The organism is Streptomyces sp. HNM0575 (genome assembly GCF_012726265.1).
In the GTDB taxonomy this organism is placed as follows: domain Bacteria; phylum Actinomycetota; class Actinomycetes; order Streptomycetales; family Streptomycetaceae; genus Streptomyces.
In genome coordinates, this window is record NZ_JAASAG010000003.1 from 127,590 (window position 1) to 144,689 (window position 17,100).

Here is a 17,100-nt window from a genome sequence, read left to right on the forward strand (position 1 = left end):
GCTCAGGCGGCGCCGCGCAGCGGGCGGGGCAGCCAGCCGAAGCTCTCGGCGCTCGGCAGGTCCCCGGGCTTGTACTCCAGGCCGATACGGCCCTCGTACCCGGCCTTGGAGAGTCGTTCCAGCAGGTCGGGGAAGTCGAGTTCGCCCGTGCCGGGTGCGCCGCGGCCGGGGCTGTCCGCGATCTGCACATGGGCGGTGCGGTCCGTGTAGGTGTCGATGACGCGGTGCAGGTCCTCGCCGTTCATGGCCAGGTGGTAGAGGTCCATGAGGAACCTCGTATTGCCCAGTCCCGTCACGGAGTTGACCCTGTCGACGACGTCGACGGCCTTCGGCGCGCTGACGATCGGGCAGTGCGGCGACTCGACGGCGTTGAGGGCCTCGACGAGCAGCACGGCTCCGATGCCGTCGGCCGCGCGGGCCGCCGACACCAGGTTCTCCAGGGCGAGTTGGTCCTGCTCGGCGGGTGTGGCGCCCGTGACGCGGTTGCCGTAGAGGGCGTTGAGCGCGGTGCAGCCGGCCGACTCCGCGAAGTCCACGGCGACGTCGATGTTCCGGCGGAACTTCTCGGACTCCTCGCCCGGCACGGACAGCGCCCCGCGGTCCGGGCCCGGCAGCTGCCCGGCGTAGAAGTTGAGGCCGGTCAGCCGGGTGCCCGCGTCGTTCAACGCCCGGCGCAACGCGTCCAGTTCGGACTTCTCGGGTACGGGCGCGTCCACCCACGGCCACCACAGCTCGACCGCGGTGAAGCCCGCGGCGGCTGCCGCGGCGGGACGCTCCAGCAGCGGCAGCTCGGTGAAGAGGATCGACAGATTGACGGTATAGCGGTGTTCGGTGCCGCCGATGCCGGCGAGCTCAGTCAGGGGCGCCACGGCGATCGCTTCCCTCCGGGTCCGTGTCCTTCGCGGTGCGGGCCGTCCGCACGGGATCGGCTCTCGCGTTCCATGGTGCCGCTTCGTATGCGGCAGTTTCGTATCGTGGAAGCAGATTTCTACTTTACGGAAGAGTGCTCTCGCTTCCCGGAACCTGTCAAGAGGTCTGCCCCCGGGTGCCCTGCCGATGGCCGCTGCCGGGGCCGTTCGCGTAGGTTGACGGCGTGCGATTGCGAGTGGAGTTCACGACCGAGCCCTTCGATCTGGACGAGGCGCCGCAGCATGCGCTGGTGGCCCGCGAGATCGTGCAGAGCGCGCCGCTGGACTCCGTCGACGTGGGGCCGTTCGGCAACACGGCGGAGGGACCGGCGGACGAGGTGCTCGCCGCGGTCCAGGTCCTGCTCCGCGACTCGCTGGGCGCGGGCGCGACCCGGATCTCGCTCCAGCTCAACGTCCTGCCGGGCACGGACGCGGACACGGGCACGGGCACTGACGCGGGCACGGACACTGACGCGGGCACCGACACGGGCAGGGACGCGGACACGGGCACCGACACGGGCACGGGCACGCTGCCCGGAGCGGGCGCCGCAGGGAGCGGCACATGACCCGCACCGGCGGCAGCGGCCGGACCGGCGCCGGCGCCCCGCACGAAGGCAACGCCTTCGCCGACGCCGTGAAGCCCCTGGTCGACGCGATGGGCGGCGAGATGATCGCCCCGGAGGAGGCGCAGGGCGACGACGTGGTGCTCGCCTGGGAGGGCCGGGACGTCGTGGCCGTACGGCTGCCCCACCTCTCCGAGTCCCTCGACCACATCCTCGCCGAGCTGGAGCGCCGCCACGGCATGCCGCTCGCCGAACTGGACCGCAAGACGAAGCAGTCGGTCGTGCGCGTGCTGGAGACCCGCGGGGCCTTCTCCGTGCGGCACGGCGTCGAGACCGTCGCGAGCGCGCTCGGCGTCAGCCGCTTCACGGTCTACAACTACATCAACTCCCAAGAGGAGAAGCGCGCGAAGAGGCGCCGCGACGAAGAGTGAGCTGTTCCAACCTCACGTTGCCCACCGGACCACCGACGTCGTCAAAGCCGTCCTCGCCCTTCGCCTCGAGTCAACGGGAGGTGAGAGAACAGCCCACTGTGGCTTCTTCCTTATCGACCGAGTGCTGCTCGGATCTGGCTGAGCCACTCCGTGCCCAGCTGGTGCCCATTCGGGAGTTGGTCGCCTCGGTCCCAGCGCCACGTTGTGATCATCGCAAGCACGAGGATCCGGCACTGGCGCAGTAGGCCTTGGTCGATACCCGGATAGTGCTCGCTGACTTCTTCGGGCGCATGGGCGAGGTCGAATTCGACAGGTCCACGGCAGCAGGTCTCGAGGTCTACGAACAGCGGGCCGTTCTTCGTGGTGAGCACGTTGCCTGGGTGCGGCTCGCCGTGCAGTAGCTGGTCGGCACCGCCGCACTCGCCGATCACTCGTCTCAGGCTTCGCAAAGTGTTGCCGAGCAGCTCCCGGTCCGCGTCGGCGAGTGCCGGAGTGCGGTCGCGGCTTGCTACGAGTTGTTGAGCCTGCTCGACTCGATCCGTGAAGTGCGGCGTCGGGGAATCGAGTTGGCGCATGCCGGCATGCAGCCGCTTGAGCGCATCGGCGTATTCAGCTGGTGAGACCTCTTGAGGCGTCACGGGTTCGTAGTATGTCCACAGTGTGACCTCGAAGCCATCACGCTCGTAGACGCGCGGCTCCACTCGGGGCTCGAGAGCAGCCACCGGGCTATCCGTTTCGGCGAGCCGTTGCGCCAACTCGATTTCGAACTGTGCGATCTGATGCGCTACAGGTGCCACCCGGGCCAGGACGTCACAAGGCAGCAGACGCAGAGTGAGCTTGTTCGAGTCGTGAAGGACGATCGCGTCATCGACCTTCAGGTCAAGCGCGTTGGCTGTGGAGACACCCGCGGCCACCGCACGCGGAAGGTCTGCTGACTTCATCGTCGCTTGCCCCTCTCCCTCGCGTGGCCAACCGGAGTGGAGCGACAGCGAGGATCGCGACGCACTCCCTGGTGATCCTCCCCGCACGGTGAGGCACCCTACGACTCACCGCCTTGCCTGACGACAGGTTTTCCCCGTGCCCGACGGTCGGTGCGGGGAAGCGCGGTAGCAGCTGTTCTCCCACCTCACGTTGACGCGAGGTGGAGGGCGAGGACGGCTGACGACGTCGGTGATCCGGTTGGTGCTGCACGCAGTTTGCGCAGCAGGCGCCATCCCCTGAGCGTGGCCAGGTGTGGGATGAGACGGCCGGTGTCCCGGTAGCCGCGGTCGGCGAGCATGGCACGGCGGTACGGGCAGCGGCAGATTCTAGAAGAAGATGTCTTCTTATTACCGCAGCGGCAATTCAATTGGGCCTCGAGTTCGAGAGCGCCATGAAACCCGCCGCAATCCTCGTGCCATCACGTCCACTTGAAACGCGGCGGCACGCGGCGGCGCTGAACGGCAAAGTCGAGACTCGCAGTTGAGATGTCGCTCGTGCGAGTGAAGCAGCTAAAAGCGAACCCTGCCGGCAGCGGACGTTGAAACTCTGGTCGTGGGCAAAACCTGCCCTTCACTCGTCCACGACAAGGAGCGAAGCGTGAAAGCTCGCTTTAGCGTGACACGAAGACTGGCTTTCGGGGTCACCGCGCTGGCCGCGATCGTCGTCTCGGCCGTCCCCGGATCGGCATCCGCCGCCACTGCCAGCTCGGAGCACTGGGGTGTGATCACCCGCAACACGATCGGCTCGCCAGTCGGTGAGTTGAGGAACGGCCCGTACGGCTCGTTCAACAAGACGGGCCCCTTCTCGAGACCCCCCTTCGGCACCGGCAGCCTGGGAATCGAGGTGGCGAACAATTCCACCAGCCTGACTCCGCCCAGTGAGATGGTCACGTTCGGCAACGAGGTCGACTTCCGCGGCGACCCGGTGCTGGCACTGAACCAGGTCGGCTTCTACGTCTTCCAGACGACTGAGAACGTCACCACCTACGGCGGCCCGAGCAACATGCCCAACATCAAGTTCGAGATCGATCCGGACACCCCGGGCAGCGACGGCTACTCCTCGATGGTGTGGCTGCCCGACCCGGTCCCGGTGGCGAACCAGGACGCCTGGAGCCCGTATCTGAACGCCGCCACGACCGGCACGTGGTATCTCACGGGCGCCGAGGGGACCCAGATCGGCTGCCCCCAGACCCCGACACCCCCGGCCACCCGATGCACCTTCTCGGAGCTCAAGGCCAATTTCAACGCCGCCGGCGCCACCCCGACCATCCACACCGCCGGTGTGGGCAAGGGCCGCGACAACATGTGGATCGGCGCCGTCGACGGCCTGCGGATCAACCAGAACATCTACGACTTCGAGGCCAACGGAGTCACGACCCGTCCCGTCCTGTGAGGTTCCTCGGCGAGACGGTCCACGGGGGTGCGGCCGGGTCCGCCGGACGCGGGCGGGGCATCCCGAATCCACGGGGCTGAGCCCCGATGCACTGCTGATACCGGCAGGTCCCGGAGGGTCATGCCCGTCCGGGACCTGCCGGCGTCCTGTCCCACCTCCCGGGGGTGGTGCGTTATGAGAACGGGCGGGTCAGATGTTCGCGATCGCCACCCCGAACGGGTTGTTGCCGACGGTGATGGTGCCGGTGACGGCGTCGGTGGCGGTGTCGATCACCGAGACCGTGTCACTGCCGAAGTCGGTGACGTAGGCCTTGGTTCCGTCCGGAGTGATCGCCACACCGGCCGGGTCGCTGAGGCTCGCGTCGGTGATGGTGGTGGTGACGGTGTTGGTGGCGGTGTCGATGACCGAGACGGTGTTGTTGTCGCGGTTGGTGACGTAGGCCTTGGTTCCGTCGGGGGTGATCGCCACCCCGTACGGGCCGTTGAGGCTCGCGTCGGTGATGGTGGTGGTGACGGTGTTGGTGGCGGTGTCGATGACCGAGACGGTGCTGTTGTCGCGGTTGGTGACGTAGGCCGTGGTCCCGTCCGGAGTGATCGCCACACCGGAGGGGGCGGGCCCGACCAGGACGGGAGTGCCGATGACGGTGTCGGTGGCGGTGTCGATCACGGACACCGAAGCGGCGGAACGGTTGGTGACGTAGGCCCTGGTTCCGTCCGGGGTGATCGCCACCGCGAACGGTCCTGTGAAGTTCTCGCCGTTGATGGTGGCGGTGACGGTGTCGGTGGCGGTGTCGATCACCGAGACCGTGTTTTCGCCGCCGGCGTTGTTGGCGACGTAGGCCTTGGTTCCGTCCGGGGTGACTGCGACTCCGCCGGGGCCGGTTCCGACCGTGATCTGGGGCCCGATGACGGTGTTGGTGGCGGTGTCGATCACCGAGACGGTGTTGATGTTGAAGTTGGTGACGTAGGCCTTGGTCCCGTCGGGGGTGATCGCCACGGCGGACGGTCCTGTGAAGTTCTCGCCGTTGACGGGGGTCCCGGTGACGGTGTCGGTGCTGGTGTCGATCACGGACACCGTGGCGTCGGTGTAGTTGGTGACATACGCGGTCGCCACGGGCGGCGGCACCACCACGTAGGTGTAGGCGCCCGGTGCGGTGACGCTGCCGTTGGAGGTCGTGACGGTGACATCGGCCGGGCCCGCGGTACCGGGCGGTGTGGTCGCCGTGATGGTGGTGGAGTTGACGACCGTCACATTGGTCGCCGGGACCCCGTCGAAGGTCACCGTCGCCGGGGAAGTGAAGCCGGTGCCGGTGATCGTCACCTCCTGGCCGCCGGCCTCAGGACCCGACGGAGGGTCCACCGAGATGATCGTCGGCGCCGCCACGTAGGTGTAGGCGATGCCGCAACCCGTGCCGCTGGGGGTCACCACGGTGACCAGTACGGTGCCCGTTCCCGGCGGGGCCACGGCCTGGATCAGGCGGTCCTGTACCACGGTGAAGCTGACGGCGTCGGTGTTGCCGAACTTGACGGCGGTCGCGCCCGTGAACCGGATGCCGACGAGCGTTACCGAAGTACCGCCCGCGGCCGGTCCGGAGGCCGGGGTGATGCTCTGGACCGCCGCGCCCGGCGTTCCGGTGTAGCAGAATGCCCTGCCGTTGCTGGTGCCCTCGGGGGTCACCACCGTGACCAGCACCGAACCGCTTCCCGCGGGCACGGTGGCTCTGATCTGGGAATTGCTGGTCACCGTGAACACGGCGTCGGTGTTGCCGAATTTGACGGCGGTCGCACCTATGAAACCGGAACCGAGGATTGTGACGACGCTGCCGGCGGAAGCCGTTGCGGGCTGGATGACGCTGATCGTGGGTGCTGCCATGACTCTGCCTCCTCAAGGCGGGATTCCAGGCAGGGGTTCCCGCGGCAGGGTGCAGCTTCGTCAACTCCCCATGCGCGGCGGAAGAAAGAACCAGGGAACGGCGCCCCGACCCGTGACGGGCGTGAATCCCCTGCCTTTTGCCGCAATGGAAGCGAACAGCAGAACCACTGGGCAAGGAGTGAATTCGAGCAGAAGATGCATACGCAGTGAGAACGACAATCCCATGAAGCATCAACTGCTATGAATACGCACCGGCGTACGCCCTCCCGTCATCTCCGTCACGGCCCGCCGGTCGAGGTGCGCGCACTCGACTGGTTTCGTCTCAATTCCCGTGCCAGTCAAGTGAGTTGCTCATTGACGGGCCGTGCGGGATGTCAACGGGCTTGTGGTTGCGGTGTTTTCAGGTCTGCGTCTGCCCGCCGCCGTCGGCCCGGGCTTCCGGATGCTTCCGGGGGCGGGCGGGGCTTCCGGATGCTCCGGAGCCTTCCTGCGTCGAGCAGGCGCCGCCCCGCCCCCGCCTCCCGTGCTCCATGTGTGGTCCACCCCGGGCAGATTTCAACAAAGTGTTGACGTTGGATGTCTCCGGGGCTTAGCTGTTCCCCAGCCCGAACAGTCTCCGGAGGCAGATGTGACGCCTTCCCCGCCCCCCGCCGCATCGGCTACGACCTGGCTCGACTCCGCCCCGGAGCCCGATGTCCGCGCGGCTCTCCTCGACGTCTGCGCATCCCGCACCTGGGCCGGCGCGCTGCTCGCCCGTCGTCCGTACGAGGGCACGTCGCGGCTGCTCGCCGCCAGCGACGCCGCCATGGCGGAGCTGACCGCCGAGGATCTCGCCGAGGCCATGGCCGGGCATCCGCCCATCGGATGGCCACGGCCCGGCGACCCCTCGTCGGCACGAGAGCAGCGCGGCATGGCCACGGCCTCGGACCGTCTCAAGGAGGAGATGCTGGAGCTCAATCTGGCCTATCAGGAACGGTTCGGCCACGTCTTCCTGATCTGCGCGACCGGCCTGAGCGGGGAGCAGATGCGCGACGCGGCACGCGAGCGGATCGCCAACTCGCCGGACGAGGAACGCGAGACCGTACGTACCGAACTCACGAAGATCAACCGGATCCGCCTGACGGCACTGGCGGAGACGGGCGCGCCGACCGGGCCGGCAGGCCCAGGGGGAGAGTCAGAACGAGCATGAGCAGCGAATCGGCCGGCGCGGCAGCCGCCACCACCGCGTCCCCCACGGCGTCGGTGTCCACGCACATCCTCGACACCAGCGTGGGCCGTCCCGCCGCGGGCGTCGGCGTCGAGCTGTCCGTACGCACCGGCCGCGACGCGCAATGGAACGTGCACTCCGCGTCGGTGACGGACGCGGACGGACGCTGCAAGGACCTGCCGGCGCTGCCGGAGGGCACGGCGCACGCCAGGCTCACCTTCGAGGTCGAGCCGTATCTGACGGCGGGCGGCGGCATGGACGCGGACCGCAAAAGCACGCACCGGACGGACAGGAACGGCACGGACACGAACGGGACGGACGCGCACGGGGCGAACGACAGGCACGAAGCGGGACCGCAGGGCGGCTTCTTCCCGGAGGTGACCGTGGTCTTCGCGGTCGCCGCGGGCGGGCACTATCACGTGCCGCTGCTGCTCAACCCGTTCGGCTACTCCGTATACCGAGGGAGCTGACAGCGACATGACGGTGCCGACCACGATTCTCGGCCAGAACCAGTACGGCAAGGCGGAGAACCGCGTCGTCAAGATCACCCGGGACGGCGCGACCCACCACATCAAGGACCTCAACGTCTCCGTCGCACTCAGCGGCGACCTCGACGAGGTCCACTACTCCGGCTCCAACGCGAACGTCCTCCCCACCGACACCACCAAGAACACCGTCTTCGCCTTCGCCAAGGAGCAAGGCGTCGAATCCGCCGAGCAGTTCGGCATCGCACTGGCCCGCCACTTCGTGGACGCGACAGAGCCGATCAGCACCGCGCGGATCCGCGTCGAGGAGTACGCGTGGGAGCGCATCGCGCTCGCCGGGGGAGACGCCCCGCATTCCTTCGTCCGCCGCGGGCAGGAGATCCGCACGGCACAGATCACCTACGACGGAGCCGGCGTCCAGGTCCTCAGCGGACTCAAGGGACTCACGGTCCTCAACTCCACCGACTCCGAGTTCTGGGGCTACCTCAAGGACGGCTACACGACGCTCAAAGAGGACTACGACCGCATCCTGGCCACCGAGGTCACCGCGGTGTGGCGGCACCGCTCCGCGCTCGCCGGCTCCACCGGCACGGGCGGCTGGAACGCCTCGTACGAAGCCGTCAAGCAGCAGATGCTGCGGGCCTTCGCCGAGACCTACTCCCTCTCCCTCCAGCAGACGCTCTACCGGATGGGCTCACAAGTCCTCGAGAACCAGCCCGGGTTGGAGGAGATCCGCTTCTCCATGCCCAACAAGCACCATTTCAAGGCGGACTTGGAAGCGTTCGGCATCAAGAACGAGGCCGCCGACGGCGCCGTCTACATCGCCGCGGACCGCCCCTACGGCCTGATCGAGGCCACCGTGCTGCGCGAGGGCGCGGAAGCGCTGATACCGACGGACATGACGAACCTGTGATCACCCCGCCCCGTACGGACGCGACCCTCGACGAGGACACCAGAGACCATGACTGATCCGGCAGAGCGGACCGAGGACCGGACCGAGCGCCCAGCCCGACGCGCAGCCGGGCGCCCAGCCCAACGCGCAGCCGAGCGCCCGGTCGAGCGCACCGTCATCGAGAACTGCGCCGTCGCGACCGTCGACGTGCGCGGCACCGAACACGCCGACGGCCACGTCGTCGTCGCGGGCAATGTGATCGAGTACGTCGGCGAAGGCCGCGCGCCGGACGGACTCGAGAACGTCGTACGGCGCGTCGACGGCCGCGGACACCTCGTGACCCCGGGCCTCGTCAACACCCACCACCACTTCTACCAGTGGCTCACGCGCGGACTCGCCCAGAACGCCAACCTCTTCGACTGGCTCGTCGCCCTCTACCCCGTCTGGGCACGCATCGACGAGGACATGGTGGGCGCCGCCGCGCGCGCGTCGCTCGGCATGATGGTGCGCGGCGGCGTGACCACCGCCATGGACCACCACTACGTCTTCCCGCGCGGCTCCGGAGACCTGCTCGGCGCCGAGATCGGCGCCGCCCGCGAACTCGGCGTCCGCTTCAACCCCACCCGCGGATCGATGGACTTGGGCGAGTCCGACGGCGGACTGCCCCCGGATTTCGCCGTGGAGAGCACCGACGACGCGCTCGCCGCCACCGAGGAGGCCGTCGACGCCCACCACGACCCGTCCTTCGGCTCGATGCTGCGCATCGGCGTCGCACCCTGCTCGCCCTTCTCGGTCACCACCGAACTGCTGCGGCGAGCGGGCGAGTTGGCCCGGCGCAAGGGCGTACGGCTGCACACGCACGGCTCGGAGACGGTGGAGGAGGAGAAGTTCTGCCACGAGCGGTTCGGCATGGGCCCCACCGACTATCTGGACTCGGTGGGCTGGCTCGGCGACGACGTGTGGATGGCGCACTGCGTGCACATGAACGACTCCGACATCGACGCCTTCGCCCGCACGCGCACAGGCGTGGCCCACTGCCCGTCCTCCAACGCCCGCCTCGCCGCGGGCATCGCGCGGGTGCCGGACATGCTGGCCGCCGGAATCCCCGTGGGCCTGGGCGTCGACGGCACCGCGTCCAACGAATCGGGCGAACTGCACACGGAGTTGCGCAACGCCCTGCTCGTCGCCCGGCTTGGCCCCCACAAGGAGAGGGCCCTCACGGCACGCGACTCGCTGCGTCTCGGCACCTACGGCGGCGCCCAAGTCCTCGGCAGGGAGCGGGAGACCGGCTCGCTGGAGCCGGGCAAGCTCGCCGACCTGGTGCTGTGGCGCCTCGACGGCATCGGGCACTCCTCGATCGCCGATCCGGTCGCGGCGCTCGTGCTGGGCGCACCGGCGCCGGTCGCACTGTCGTTGATCGACGGCCGTACGGTCGTCGAGGACGGCAGGCTCGTCACCGCCGACGAGGACTCGATCGCACGCGAGGCACGGAAGGAAGCCGGGCGTCTCGCCCGTATCGCCGCGCACGAGGGCTGAGCGGCCCGTCGGCGGCGGGTACGGGCACGAGGCGACGGCACAACACCCATACTCCGGCCGGGAGGGACGGCTCCCGGCCGGGCCCGGCATCACCGGGCGACACCAAGCCGTTCCCGGGGCGTGGCCCAACCCCTCACGCTCCGGGACGGTCCGGCATCACCGGCCGGGGCACCGCCCGGCGGCAGCCGGGGGAGGCAGCGCAGCACCCCCGTCGAACGAGACCGTGACCCGGCATGGAGGACGCGAACGGACGTGACCCGACGGCGAGTCACGCGGCCGACGCTATCTGCGAACACCTACAGCGCGACCTGTGAACACCGACAGGAGGACCGCCGTGACCGAGACGCCCGCACACGACGACCAGCCGCAGCACGACGACCAGCAGCCGCACGACGACCAGTTGAAGCAGCCGCAGCACGAGGACCAGCAGCCGCACCAGCCGCAGCACGAGGACGGCCGGCCGCAGCGGAACCCGGCCCCTGAGACCGCCGGCACCGCGAACGAGAAGGCCCCCGACCCCGGTGGCAGGCACCCGGTGGACCGGTCCCTGCCCCCGCTGAAACTCCTGACCACCGGCCTCCAGCACGTAGCGGCCATGTACGCGGGCGTGGTCGCGCCGCCTCTGATAATCGGCACGGCGGTGGGGCTGTCCGTCTCCGAGCTGACGTTCCTCACCGGCGCGAGCCTCTTCCTCGCCGGGATCGCAACTCTCCTCCAGACCCTCGGAATCTGGCGGATAGGCGCACGGCTGCCGTTCGTCAACGGCGTCACCTTCGCCTCCGTCGCACCGATGCTCGCGATCAACGACTCGGCGGGCCCGAAGGACGCCCTGCCCGTCATCTTCGGCGCGTGCATGGTGGCCGCGGCCCTCGGCTTCGTACTCGCCCCGTACTTCGGCAAGCTGGTGCGCTTCTTCCCGCCCGTCGTCACCGGCAGCGTCATCACGCTCATCGGCGTCTCCCTCATGCCCGTCGCCTTCAACTGGGCGCAGGGCGGCGACGAGCACGCACCGGACTACGGCGACACGAAGAACATCGCCATGGCCGGGGTCACCCTCGTCGTCGTGCTGGCGCTGACCCGCTTCACCCGCGGCTTCGTCAAACAGATCGCGGTGCTGCTGGGGCTCGTCGTGGGCACGCTCATCGCGATCCCCGTCGGCATCACGGACTTCGGCGCGCTGCGCGACGCCGGCGTGGTCGGATTCCCCACGCCGTTCCACTTCGGCGCACCGCAGTTCGCCGTCACCGCCGTCGTCTCGATGTGCGTCGTCATGCTCGTATCGATGACGGAGTCCACGGCCGACATGCTGGCGCTCGGCGAGATCGTGGACCGTCCCGCCGACGAGAGGACCATCGCCGCCGGGCTGCGCGCCGACACCCTCGGCTCCTTCATCAGCCCCTTCTTCAACGGCTTCCTGGCCACCGCCTTCGCCCAGAACATCGGCCTCGTCGCCATGACGAGGATCCGCAGCCGCTACGTGGTGGCCGCGGGCGGCGGCATCCTCATCCTGATGGGGCTCTGCCCCGCCGCCGCGGCCCTGATCGCGACCGTGCCGCAGCCGGTCCTCGGCGGTGCGGGCGTGGTCCTCTTCGGATCGGTCGCGGCGAGCGGCATCCGCACCCTCGCCCGCGCCGACTTGGGCGACGACGGCAACATCGTGATCGTCGCCGTGTCCCTGGCCGTCGGCGTCCTGCCCGTGGCCGCCCCGGACTTCTACGACGTGTTCCCGGGCAGCGCCCGCATCATCCTGGACTCGGGTATCTCCACTGGCTGCGTCACGGCCGTCGTGCTCAACCTCCTCTTCCACCACCTGGGTTCGCGGCGAGGTGCCGCGCCGTCGACGTCCTCGCCGGACCCGGCGCCGGACCCGGATCCCGCGTCTGCGGTCCCGTCCGCCCGTGCCGCGGAAGCGGGGCCCGGACCTGCCGAAGCCGTCGGCTCCGGGGCCCCGGAAGCCGGGCGGTCTGCCGCCGCCCAGGAGTGAACTCGCCGCCGTACGGCCGCCGTCGGCGCTCGTGAGGCCGCCGTGCGGGCGCGGTATGTCGCTCGCACGGCGGTCCTACGGCGGCGGCAGCGGCCCACCCGGCAGCGGTCCACCCGGCAGCGGCCCACCCGGCAGCGGTCCACCCGGCGGTGACCCGCCCGGCGGCGGTCCGGCCCGCCCCTGTCTCCACGCCGGGACCGGGCGGCCGCCGTCCGCTATGGTCCCCGGCGTGCGACTTCTGCTGACCACGGACACCCATCTGCCCAAGCGCGCGAAGCGGCTTCCCGGCCCGCTGCTGGACGAACTGGCCCGCGCCGACGTCGTCTTCCACGCCGGAGACTGGGTCGACACCGACACCCTCGACCTGTTCGAGGCGCGCGCCCGACGGCTCGTCGGCGTGTACGGCAACAACGACGGACCCGCCCTGCGCGCCCGTCTGCCCGAGGTCGCCGACGTCGAACTCGCGGGCCTGCGCTTCGCCGTCGTGCACGAGACGGGCGAGGCACGCGGCCGCGAGCGGCGCTGCGCCGAGCGCTTCCCCGACGCCGACGTGCTCGTCTTCGGCCACAGCCACATCCCGTGGGACAGCACCGCCGACCGGGGAGACCTCCCTTCGGCGGCCGGGGAAGGCAGCCTCCGCCTCCTCAACCCCGGCTCCCCGACGGACCGCCGCCGCGAACCGTACTGCACATACATGACAGCCGAGTTGACGCCGGAAGGCCTCTCCCAGGTCCAGCTCCACCGCCTGCCCCGGCGCACCTGAGCATTCCGGCGCACGTGCCGAGGGCGACGCGCTGCCCGTCGACGGCCCGCTCACGCCCGGCCTCCGGCAGCGGCAGCCGTCGTCCGGGAAATCGGGATCCCGGGGCGATGGGCAGTTGCTCCATTTCCCGCCGGACAGAGCCGGATTCAACTGATCCGCCGGTTGTGCCGGGAATCCCCGGCCCCTCCGGATGCTCTCTATTGCCGATGACTCATCCGCAACGTGCGGCGGGCCGCGGGCGAGTACGGTGACGTTTCACCGACCGACCCCCGCGTTGGCTGACACCCCGGGGAAACATGGGGCCGGCACACCGGCTCCTCGGCTGAGGGCAGTGAGGAACGGTGTTTCGGTGACTGCGGACCATCAACAGGAAGATCTCATGCCAGAGACCTCACTCGAACGTGACGAGGGAGACGCGGCCACCGCGCCCGCCGAGGCCGGTGCGCCCCGCGGAGCCACGTCGCCGAGGCCCGAAGCCGGTCCGCCCCCCGAGGAGGCCGCACCGCAGCGCGGTACGCGCAGGACCGCCGATGCCGGACCGCCCCCGGAAGAGGCCGCGTCGCCCGAGACTGCCGCGCTGCTCGCACCCGCCTCCGCACCCGCGCTCGGCCCCGTGCCCGCACCCGCCTCCGCACCCGCGCCCGCCCCCGTGGAGATGCCGGAGCGCGCCGCGCCGCTGAGACCAGAGGTGCTGTGGGCGCTGGCCGCCGCCGGCTCCTACGGGCTCACGCTCTTCGTCGCCAGCGAGGACCTCGTGCTCCTCGCGATACCGGGCCTGATCGGCTGCGTCCTGCTGGAACTCATCGCAGTGCGCTACGTGCTGCGCAGGCCGTCCCCCGGCGCCCCCGCCCCGTACGTCACCGACGGCAGCGACAGCCGCGGCGCCGTGCACTTCCTGTACGCGGCCCTGCTGAAGCGCTACCTCGTGCTCGTGTTCTGCTTCCTCGCGATCATGGCGCTGCCGCTGGTCACGAGGAGCACGTGGGCCACCTATCTCATACCGCTGATCGGCGTGGGCCTGTTCGGTGTCGTACTGGCGACGATCTACTGGTTCGACCAGCTGCGCTGGGTGCGCCAGTGCGCCCGCGTGCTGAACGTCTACGGCTTCGAATTCCGCAGCCCCGTCTACGGGTTGGACCTGTGGCGCAACGGACGGCGGTTCCTCGTCATGGGCTGCGACGGCCTGGAGTCCCCGGAGATGCACGCCCGCGAACCCATGGGCCATCCCCGGTGGCCGGACCGCATAGCGGAGGGCGCCTGGTTCGCGGGCGACGAAGTCTTCGGCGGGGTGCTCCTCGTGCCCGGCACGGGCGAACTGATGTGTATGCAGCCGCTGGACTGGGACGAATTCAAGCCATGGCGTGACGAGGCGGGGGAGGAGCGCCGGGAGAAGGCCAAGCGGGCCGGGCTCGACCGCAACTCCGTCTGACCCGCACCTCCGGCGAGCCGCCTCGGTGCGCCCATGGGCGCGGGCCAGGATGGTGCCCCGCGATCCAGGAGGAGGGCGCCCGCATGGACTTCCGTGACCCGCCGAAGACCGCTGCGTGGCAGCACGTGAAGACCCGCGCGGGCTTCGAGGCCGTCTACTTCCAGCCCGCCGGCGACGGTCTGCGTATCCACGGCTGCACGACGGCCGTTGAGGACGGCCGCACCTGGATCGTCGACTACGAACTCGAACTCGACGCCGCCTGGGCCACGCGCACCGCGCACATCTCCGGCCGCTCCGCGGACGGTCACCGCGAGAGGTCGATCGTCGCCGACGGCGCCGGTCACTGGCAGATCGACGGCAGGGTCGCACCCGACCTCGACGGATGCCGCGACATCGACCTCGAATCCTCCGCGATGACCAACGCGTTCCCCGTGCGCCGCCTCCGCCTCGCGGAAGGCGACGGTGCCCAGGCGCCGGCGGCCTACGTACGGGCCGCGGACCTCGCCGTCGAACGCCTCGACCAGACCTACGAACTCGTCAGCGCCAAGTCCGGCCGGCATCGCTACGAATACGCCGCCCCCGCCCTCGACTTCGGCTGCCGCCTCACCTACGACGGCGCGGGCCTCGTGCGCGAGTACCCGGGCATCGCGATTCGCGTCACGTAGCGGCGCGGCGCCCACGGGTGTCACGAAAGGGCTTGAGTCTCCAGTCGCTGGAAGGTTCAGACTCCCCGTATGAGTGACGAACACCCGGAATCCCTCACCGTCGGGCAGCTCGCGGACCGCACCGGTGTCGCCGTGCGCACGGTCCGCTACTGGTCGGACGTCGGCGTGCTCACGCCCGCCGGGCGCTCCGCCGGCGGCTATCGGCTGTACGGCGCCGACGCCGTCGCGCGGCTCGAACTCGTACGCACCTTGCGCGAGTTGGGGCTCGGCCTGGAGGAGGTCAGCCGGGTCGTGCGGAGCGAGACCACGGTCGCCGAGGTCGCCGCTGCGCACGTCGCCGCCATCGATGCCCGGATACGTGCTCTGAGGCTCAGCCGGGCCGTACTCTCCACCGTCGCGAAACGCGGTTCGACCGCCGAGGAGACAGCACTGATGAACAAGCTCGCACGGCTCTCAGTCGACGAACGCAGAGAGATCATCGAGGACTTCATGAAGGAGGTGTCCCAAGGACTCGACATGGCGCCCCAGTTGGCGGAGCGGCTGGAGCGTTCTCCCCTGGAGCTGCCGGACGATCCCACCGCCCGGCAGGTGGACGCGTGGCTGCGGCTCGCGGAACTCATCCAGGACGAGGAGTTCCGCTCGGGGATGCGCAGGATGCTGGAGTTGAGCCCGCCGCGCTCGCACGGCGGCCACATCTGGTTCACCAGGCATGTCGTGGCAGTGGTCGCCGAGGCCCGCGAGCGGGGCGTGGACCCCGAAGGGCCGGACGCGGCAGGGGTGTTGACGGAGCTGTTCCGCGACGCCGACCGCGCCGAAGTCCTCGAAGCCCTGGAGGCGGGCCTGGACGCGGGAGCGGAACGCTTCAGGGAGCTGTTCCTCACCGTGCGGGGCCGGGAACCGCGGTCGCACACCGAGGACCACGAATGGCTGCGGCGGGCCCTCCGGGCGGAGTCGCAGGGCGCCTGACGAGGCGTACCGGGGAAGGTGCATGGCGCCAGGGCGAGTCGGCGAAGAGCGCGCGCCGCCAAGGGCTCCTGACAAGAGTGGTGGACTTGTCCTGGCCAGAGGCCGGTGTGCGCACGAGGCGGCCCGGATGGTCGGAAGGCGGTCAGCCGCGCAGTCGCACGCGATAAACCCGGCGACGTCGGCGATCATCCCCGGGATACTGGCCGCCCATGGATGAGGTCCAAGTCGTCGTCGCTCATTCCGAGCGCGCGACCCTGCGCGTCGGCGACGTCTTCCTGAAGGTGGACGCCGATCAGGCGCGCATCGACGTCGAGGTCGAGGCGATGTCCCTCGCGCCGGTCCCGACCCCGGAGGTCCTGTGGCGCAAGCCGCCCGTGCTCGCGATCGCCGCACTCCCCGGGACGACGCTCGGGCGTCTCGGCGGGCCGTCGACGGGGTCGCGGGCGGCGTGGGCCGCGGCGGGCGCCGCCATCCGGAAGCTGCACGACGCTCCGCTGCCGGCCCGGCAAGGCCAGGCGGGCCGGAGCGTCGTCGCGCTGGCGGCGGAACTCGACGACGAGTGCGAATCGCTCGTGAGGAACGGCGTCCTGCCCGCTGACCTGGTCACCCGCAACCGCCGGATCGCCGAGGCCGCGCTCCGGCCGTGGACTCCGGCGTTCACGCACGGCGACCTCCAGATCGCTCACGTCTTCGTCGACGGCGACGAGGTCACGGGCATCATCGACTGGTCCGAGGCGGGCCAGGGTGACGCCCTGTACGACATCGCCACCTTCACGCTCGGACACGAGGAGAACCTCGACGACGTCGTCGCCGGCTACGGCACCGGCATCGACCTCGACGTGATCCAAGCGTGGTGGTCGTTGCGAAGTCTGCTGGTGGTTCGCTGGCTGATCGAGCACGGCTTCGACCCGTTCGCGCCGGGCTGTGAGGTCGACGTGCTGAGATCCCGGATGTGAGGCCGCGCGGGAGAAGCCCCGAAGGCCTGCGGCCCGCAGTTCGGCCAGCCGCCGTTCGGCCAGCCGCAGC

15 protein-coding genes and 1 pseudogene are annotated in these 17,100 nt (G+C 69.9%); 13 read left to right on the forward strand and 3 right to left on the reverse strand.

What is annotated here, in order from left to right:
- Positions 1 to 2: 2 nt before the first annotated feature.
- A complete protein-coding gene (locus HCC61_RS08585) occupies positions 3 to 842 on the reverse strand; it encodes a TIM barrel protein (RefSeq protein ID WP_169135186.1) in 840 nt (279 codons plus the stop codon).
- A gap of 251 nt (positions 843 to 1,093) precedes the next feature.
- Here HCC61_RS08585 and HCC61_RS08590 point away from each other — a divergent pair.
- Together HCC61_RS08590 and HCC61_RS08595 are read left to right on the forward strand one after the other, a co-directional pair.
- A pseudogene (locus tag HCC61_RS08590) lies at positions 1,094 to 1,333 on the forward strand (hypothetical protein); the annotation flags it as partial.
- A 230-nt stretch (positions 1,334 to 1,563) separates the two neighbouring features.
- Entirely contained in the window at positions 1,564 to 1,902 is a 339-nt protein-coding gene (locus HCC61_RS08595) for a helix-turn-helix domain-containing protein (protein ID WP_169135187.1), read from the forward strand.
- 110 nt (positions 1,903 to 2,012) lie between these two features.
- On the opposite strand, the gene HCC61_RS08600 is transcribed toward HCC61_RS08595, so the two are convergent.
- On the reverse strand, positions 2,013 to 2,843 hold the full coding sequence (locus tag HCC61_RS08600) for an aminoglycoside phosphotransferase family protein (protein ID WP_169134711.1): 831 nt from the start codon (positions 2,841 to 2,843) through the stop codon (positions 2,013 to 2,015).
- 637 nt (positions 2,844 to 3,480) lie between these two features.
- Between HCC61_RS08600 and HCC61_RS08605 the strand changes: the two genes are divergently transcribed.
- Positions 3,481 to 4,275, forward strand: coding sequence for a hypothetical protein (locus HCC61_RS08605; RefSeq protein ID WP_346777094.1), 795 nt, complete (start codon positions 3,481 to 3,483; stop codon positions 4,273 to 4,275).
- Between the two features lie 189 nt (positions 4,276 to 4,464).
- Here HCC61_RS08605 and HCC61_RS08610 read toward each other — a convergent pair whose 3' ends face one another.
- Complete coding sequence (locus tag HCC61_RS08610; protein WP_169134712.1) at positions 4,465 to 6,147, reverse strand: IPT/TIG domain-containing protein; 1,683 nt, start codon at positions 6,145 to 6,147, stop codon at positions 4,465 to 4,467.
- Positions 6,148 to 6,775: 628 nt separating this feature from the next.
- On the opposite strand from HCC61_RS08610, the gene uraD reads away from it, so the two are divergent.
- The 10 genes from uraD to HCC61_RS08660 all read left to right on the forward strand — a co-directional run bounded on the left by uraD (position 6,776) and on the right by HCC61_RS08660 (position 17,030).
- Positions 6,776 to 7,336, forward strand: coding sequence for a 2-oxo-4-hydroxy-4-carboxy-5-ureidoimidazoline decarboxylase (gene uraD / locus HCC61_RS08615; RefSeq protein WP_346777095.1), 561 nt, complete (start codon positions 6,776 to 6,778; stop codon positions 7,334 to 7,336).
- Positions 7,333 to 7,824: a hydroxyisourate hydrolase gene (locus HCC61_RS08620; RefSeq protein WP_169134713.1), complete on the forward strand. Its 492-nt coding sequence runs from the start codon at positions 7,333 to 7,335 to the stop codon at positions 7,822 to 7,824. Before uraD ends, HCC61_RS08620 begins: the two co-directional genes overlap by 4 nt.
- A gap of 7 nt (positions 7,825 to 7,831) precedes the next feature.
- Entirely contained in the window at positions 7,832 to 8,752 is a 921-nt protein-coding gene (gene pucL, locus HCC61_RS08625; RefSeq protein WP_169134714.1) for a factor-independent urate hydroxylase, read from the forward strand.
- Between the two features lie 48 nt (positions 8,753 to 8,800).
- On the forward strand, positions 8,801 to 10,267 hold the full coding sequence (locus tag HCC61_RS08630) for an 8-oxoguanine deaminase (RefSeq protein ID WP_169134715.1): 1,467 nt from the start codon (positions 8,801 to 8,803) through the stop codon (positions 10,265 to 10,267).
- Positions 10,268 to 10,802: 535 nt separating this feature from the next.
- Positions 10,803 to 12,251: a nucleobase:cation symporter-2 family protein gene (locus tag HCC61_RS08635; RefSeq protein WP_346777137.1), complete on the forward strand. Its 1,449-nt coding sequence runs from the start codon at positions 10,803 to 10,805 to the stop codon at positions 12,249 to 12,251.
- Positions 12,252 to 12,480: 229 nt separating this feature from the next.
- Complete coding sequence (locus HCC61_RS08640) at positions 12,481 to 13,014, forward strand: metallophosphoesterase (RefSeq protein ID WP_169134716.1); 534 nt, start codon at positions 12,481 to 12,483, stop codon at positions 13,012 to 13,014.
- Between the two features lie 379 nt (positions 13,015 to 13,393).
- Entirely contained in the window at positions 13,394 to 14,443 is a 1,050-nt protein-coding gene (locus HCC61_RS08645) for a hypothetical protein (RefSeq protein ID WP_169134717.1), read from the forward strand.
- A gap of 83 nt (positions 14,444 to 14,526) precedes the next feature.
- Complete coding sequence (locus HCC61_RS08650) at positions 14,527 to 15,108, forward strand: putative glycolipid-binding domain-containing protein (RefSeq protein WP_169134718.1); 582 nt, start codon at positions 14,527 to 14,529, stop codon at positions 15,106 to 15,108.
- Between the two features lie 69 nt (positions 15,109 to 15,177).
- The gene (locus tag HCC61_RS08655) at positions 15,178 to 16,074 is read left to right on the forward strand and encodes a MerR family transcriptional regulator (RefSeq protein ID WP_169134719.1); all 897 of its coding nucleotides are present in this window, start codon (positions 15,178 to 15,180) and stop codon (positions 16,072 to 16,074) included.
- Between the two features lie 209 nt (positions 16,075 to 16,283).
- A complete protein-coding gene (locus HCC61_RS08660; protein ID WP_169134720.1) occupies positions 16,284 to 17,030 on the forward strand; it encodes a phosphotransferase in 747 nt (248 codons plus the stop codon).
- Positions 17,031 to 17,100 lie beyond the last annotated feature (70 nt).

Bases quoted from the DNA above. Each gene is read 5' to 3' on its own strand.
- HCC61_RS08595 (WP_169135187.1), top strand. From the start codon at position 1,564: ATGGGCGGCGAGATGATCGCCCCGGAGGAGGCGCAGGGCGACGACGTG.
- HCC61_RS08600 (WP_169134711.1), bottom strand. From the start codon at position 2,843: ATGAAGTCAGCAGACCTTCCGCGTGCGGTGGCCGCGGGTGTCTCCACA.
- HCC61_RS08610 (WP_169134712.1), bottom strand. From the start codon at position 6,147: ATGGCAGCACCCACGATCAGCGTCATCCAGCCCGCAACGGCTTCCGCC.
- HCC61_RS08620 (WP_169134713.1), top strand. From the start codon at position 7,333: ATGAGCAGCGAATCGGCCGGCGCGGCAGCCGCCACCACCGCGTCCCCC.
- pucL (WP_169134714.1), top strand. From the start codon at position 7,832: ATGACGGTGCCGACCACGATTCTCGGCCAGAACCAGTACGGCAAGGCG.
- HCC61_RS08630 (WP_169134715.1), top strand. From the start codon at position 8,801: ATGACTGATCCGGCAGAGCGGACCGAGGACCGGACCGAGCGCCCAGCC.
- HCC61_RS08645 (WP_169134717.1), top strand. From the start codon at position 13,394: ATGCCAGAGACCTCACTCGAACGTGACGAGGGAGACGCGGCCACCGCG.
- HCC61_RS08650 (WP_169134718.1), top strand. From the start codon at position 14,527: ATGGACTTCCGTGACCCGCCGAAGACCGCTGCGTGGCAGCACGTGAAG.
- HCC61_RS08655 (WP_169134719.1), top strand. From the start codon at position 15,178: ATGAGTGACGAACACCCGGAATCCCTCACCGTCGGGCAGCTCGCGGAC.
- HCC61_RS08660 (WP_169134720.1), top strand. From the start codon at position 16,284: ATGGATGAGGTCCAAGTCGTCGTCGCTCATTCCGAGCGCGCGACCCTG.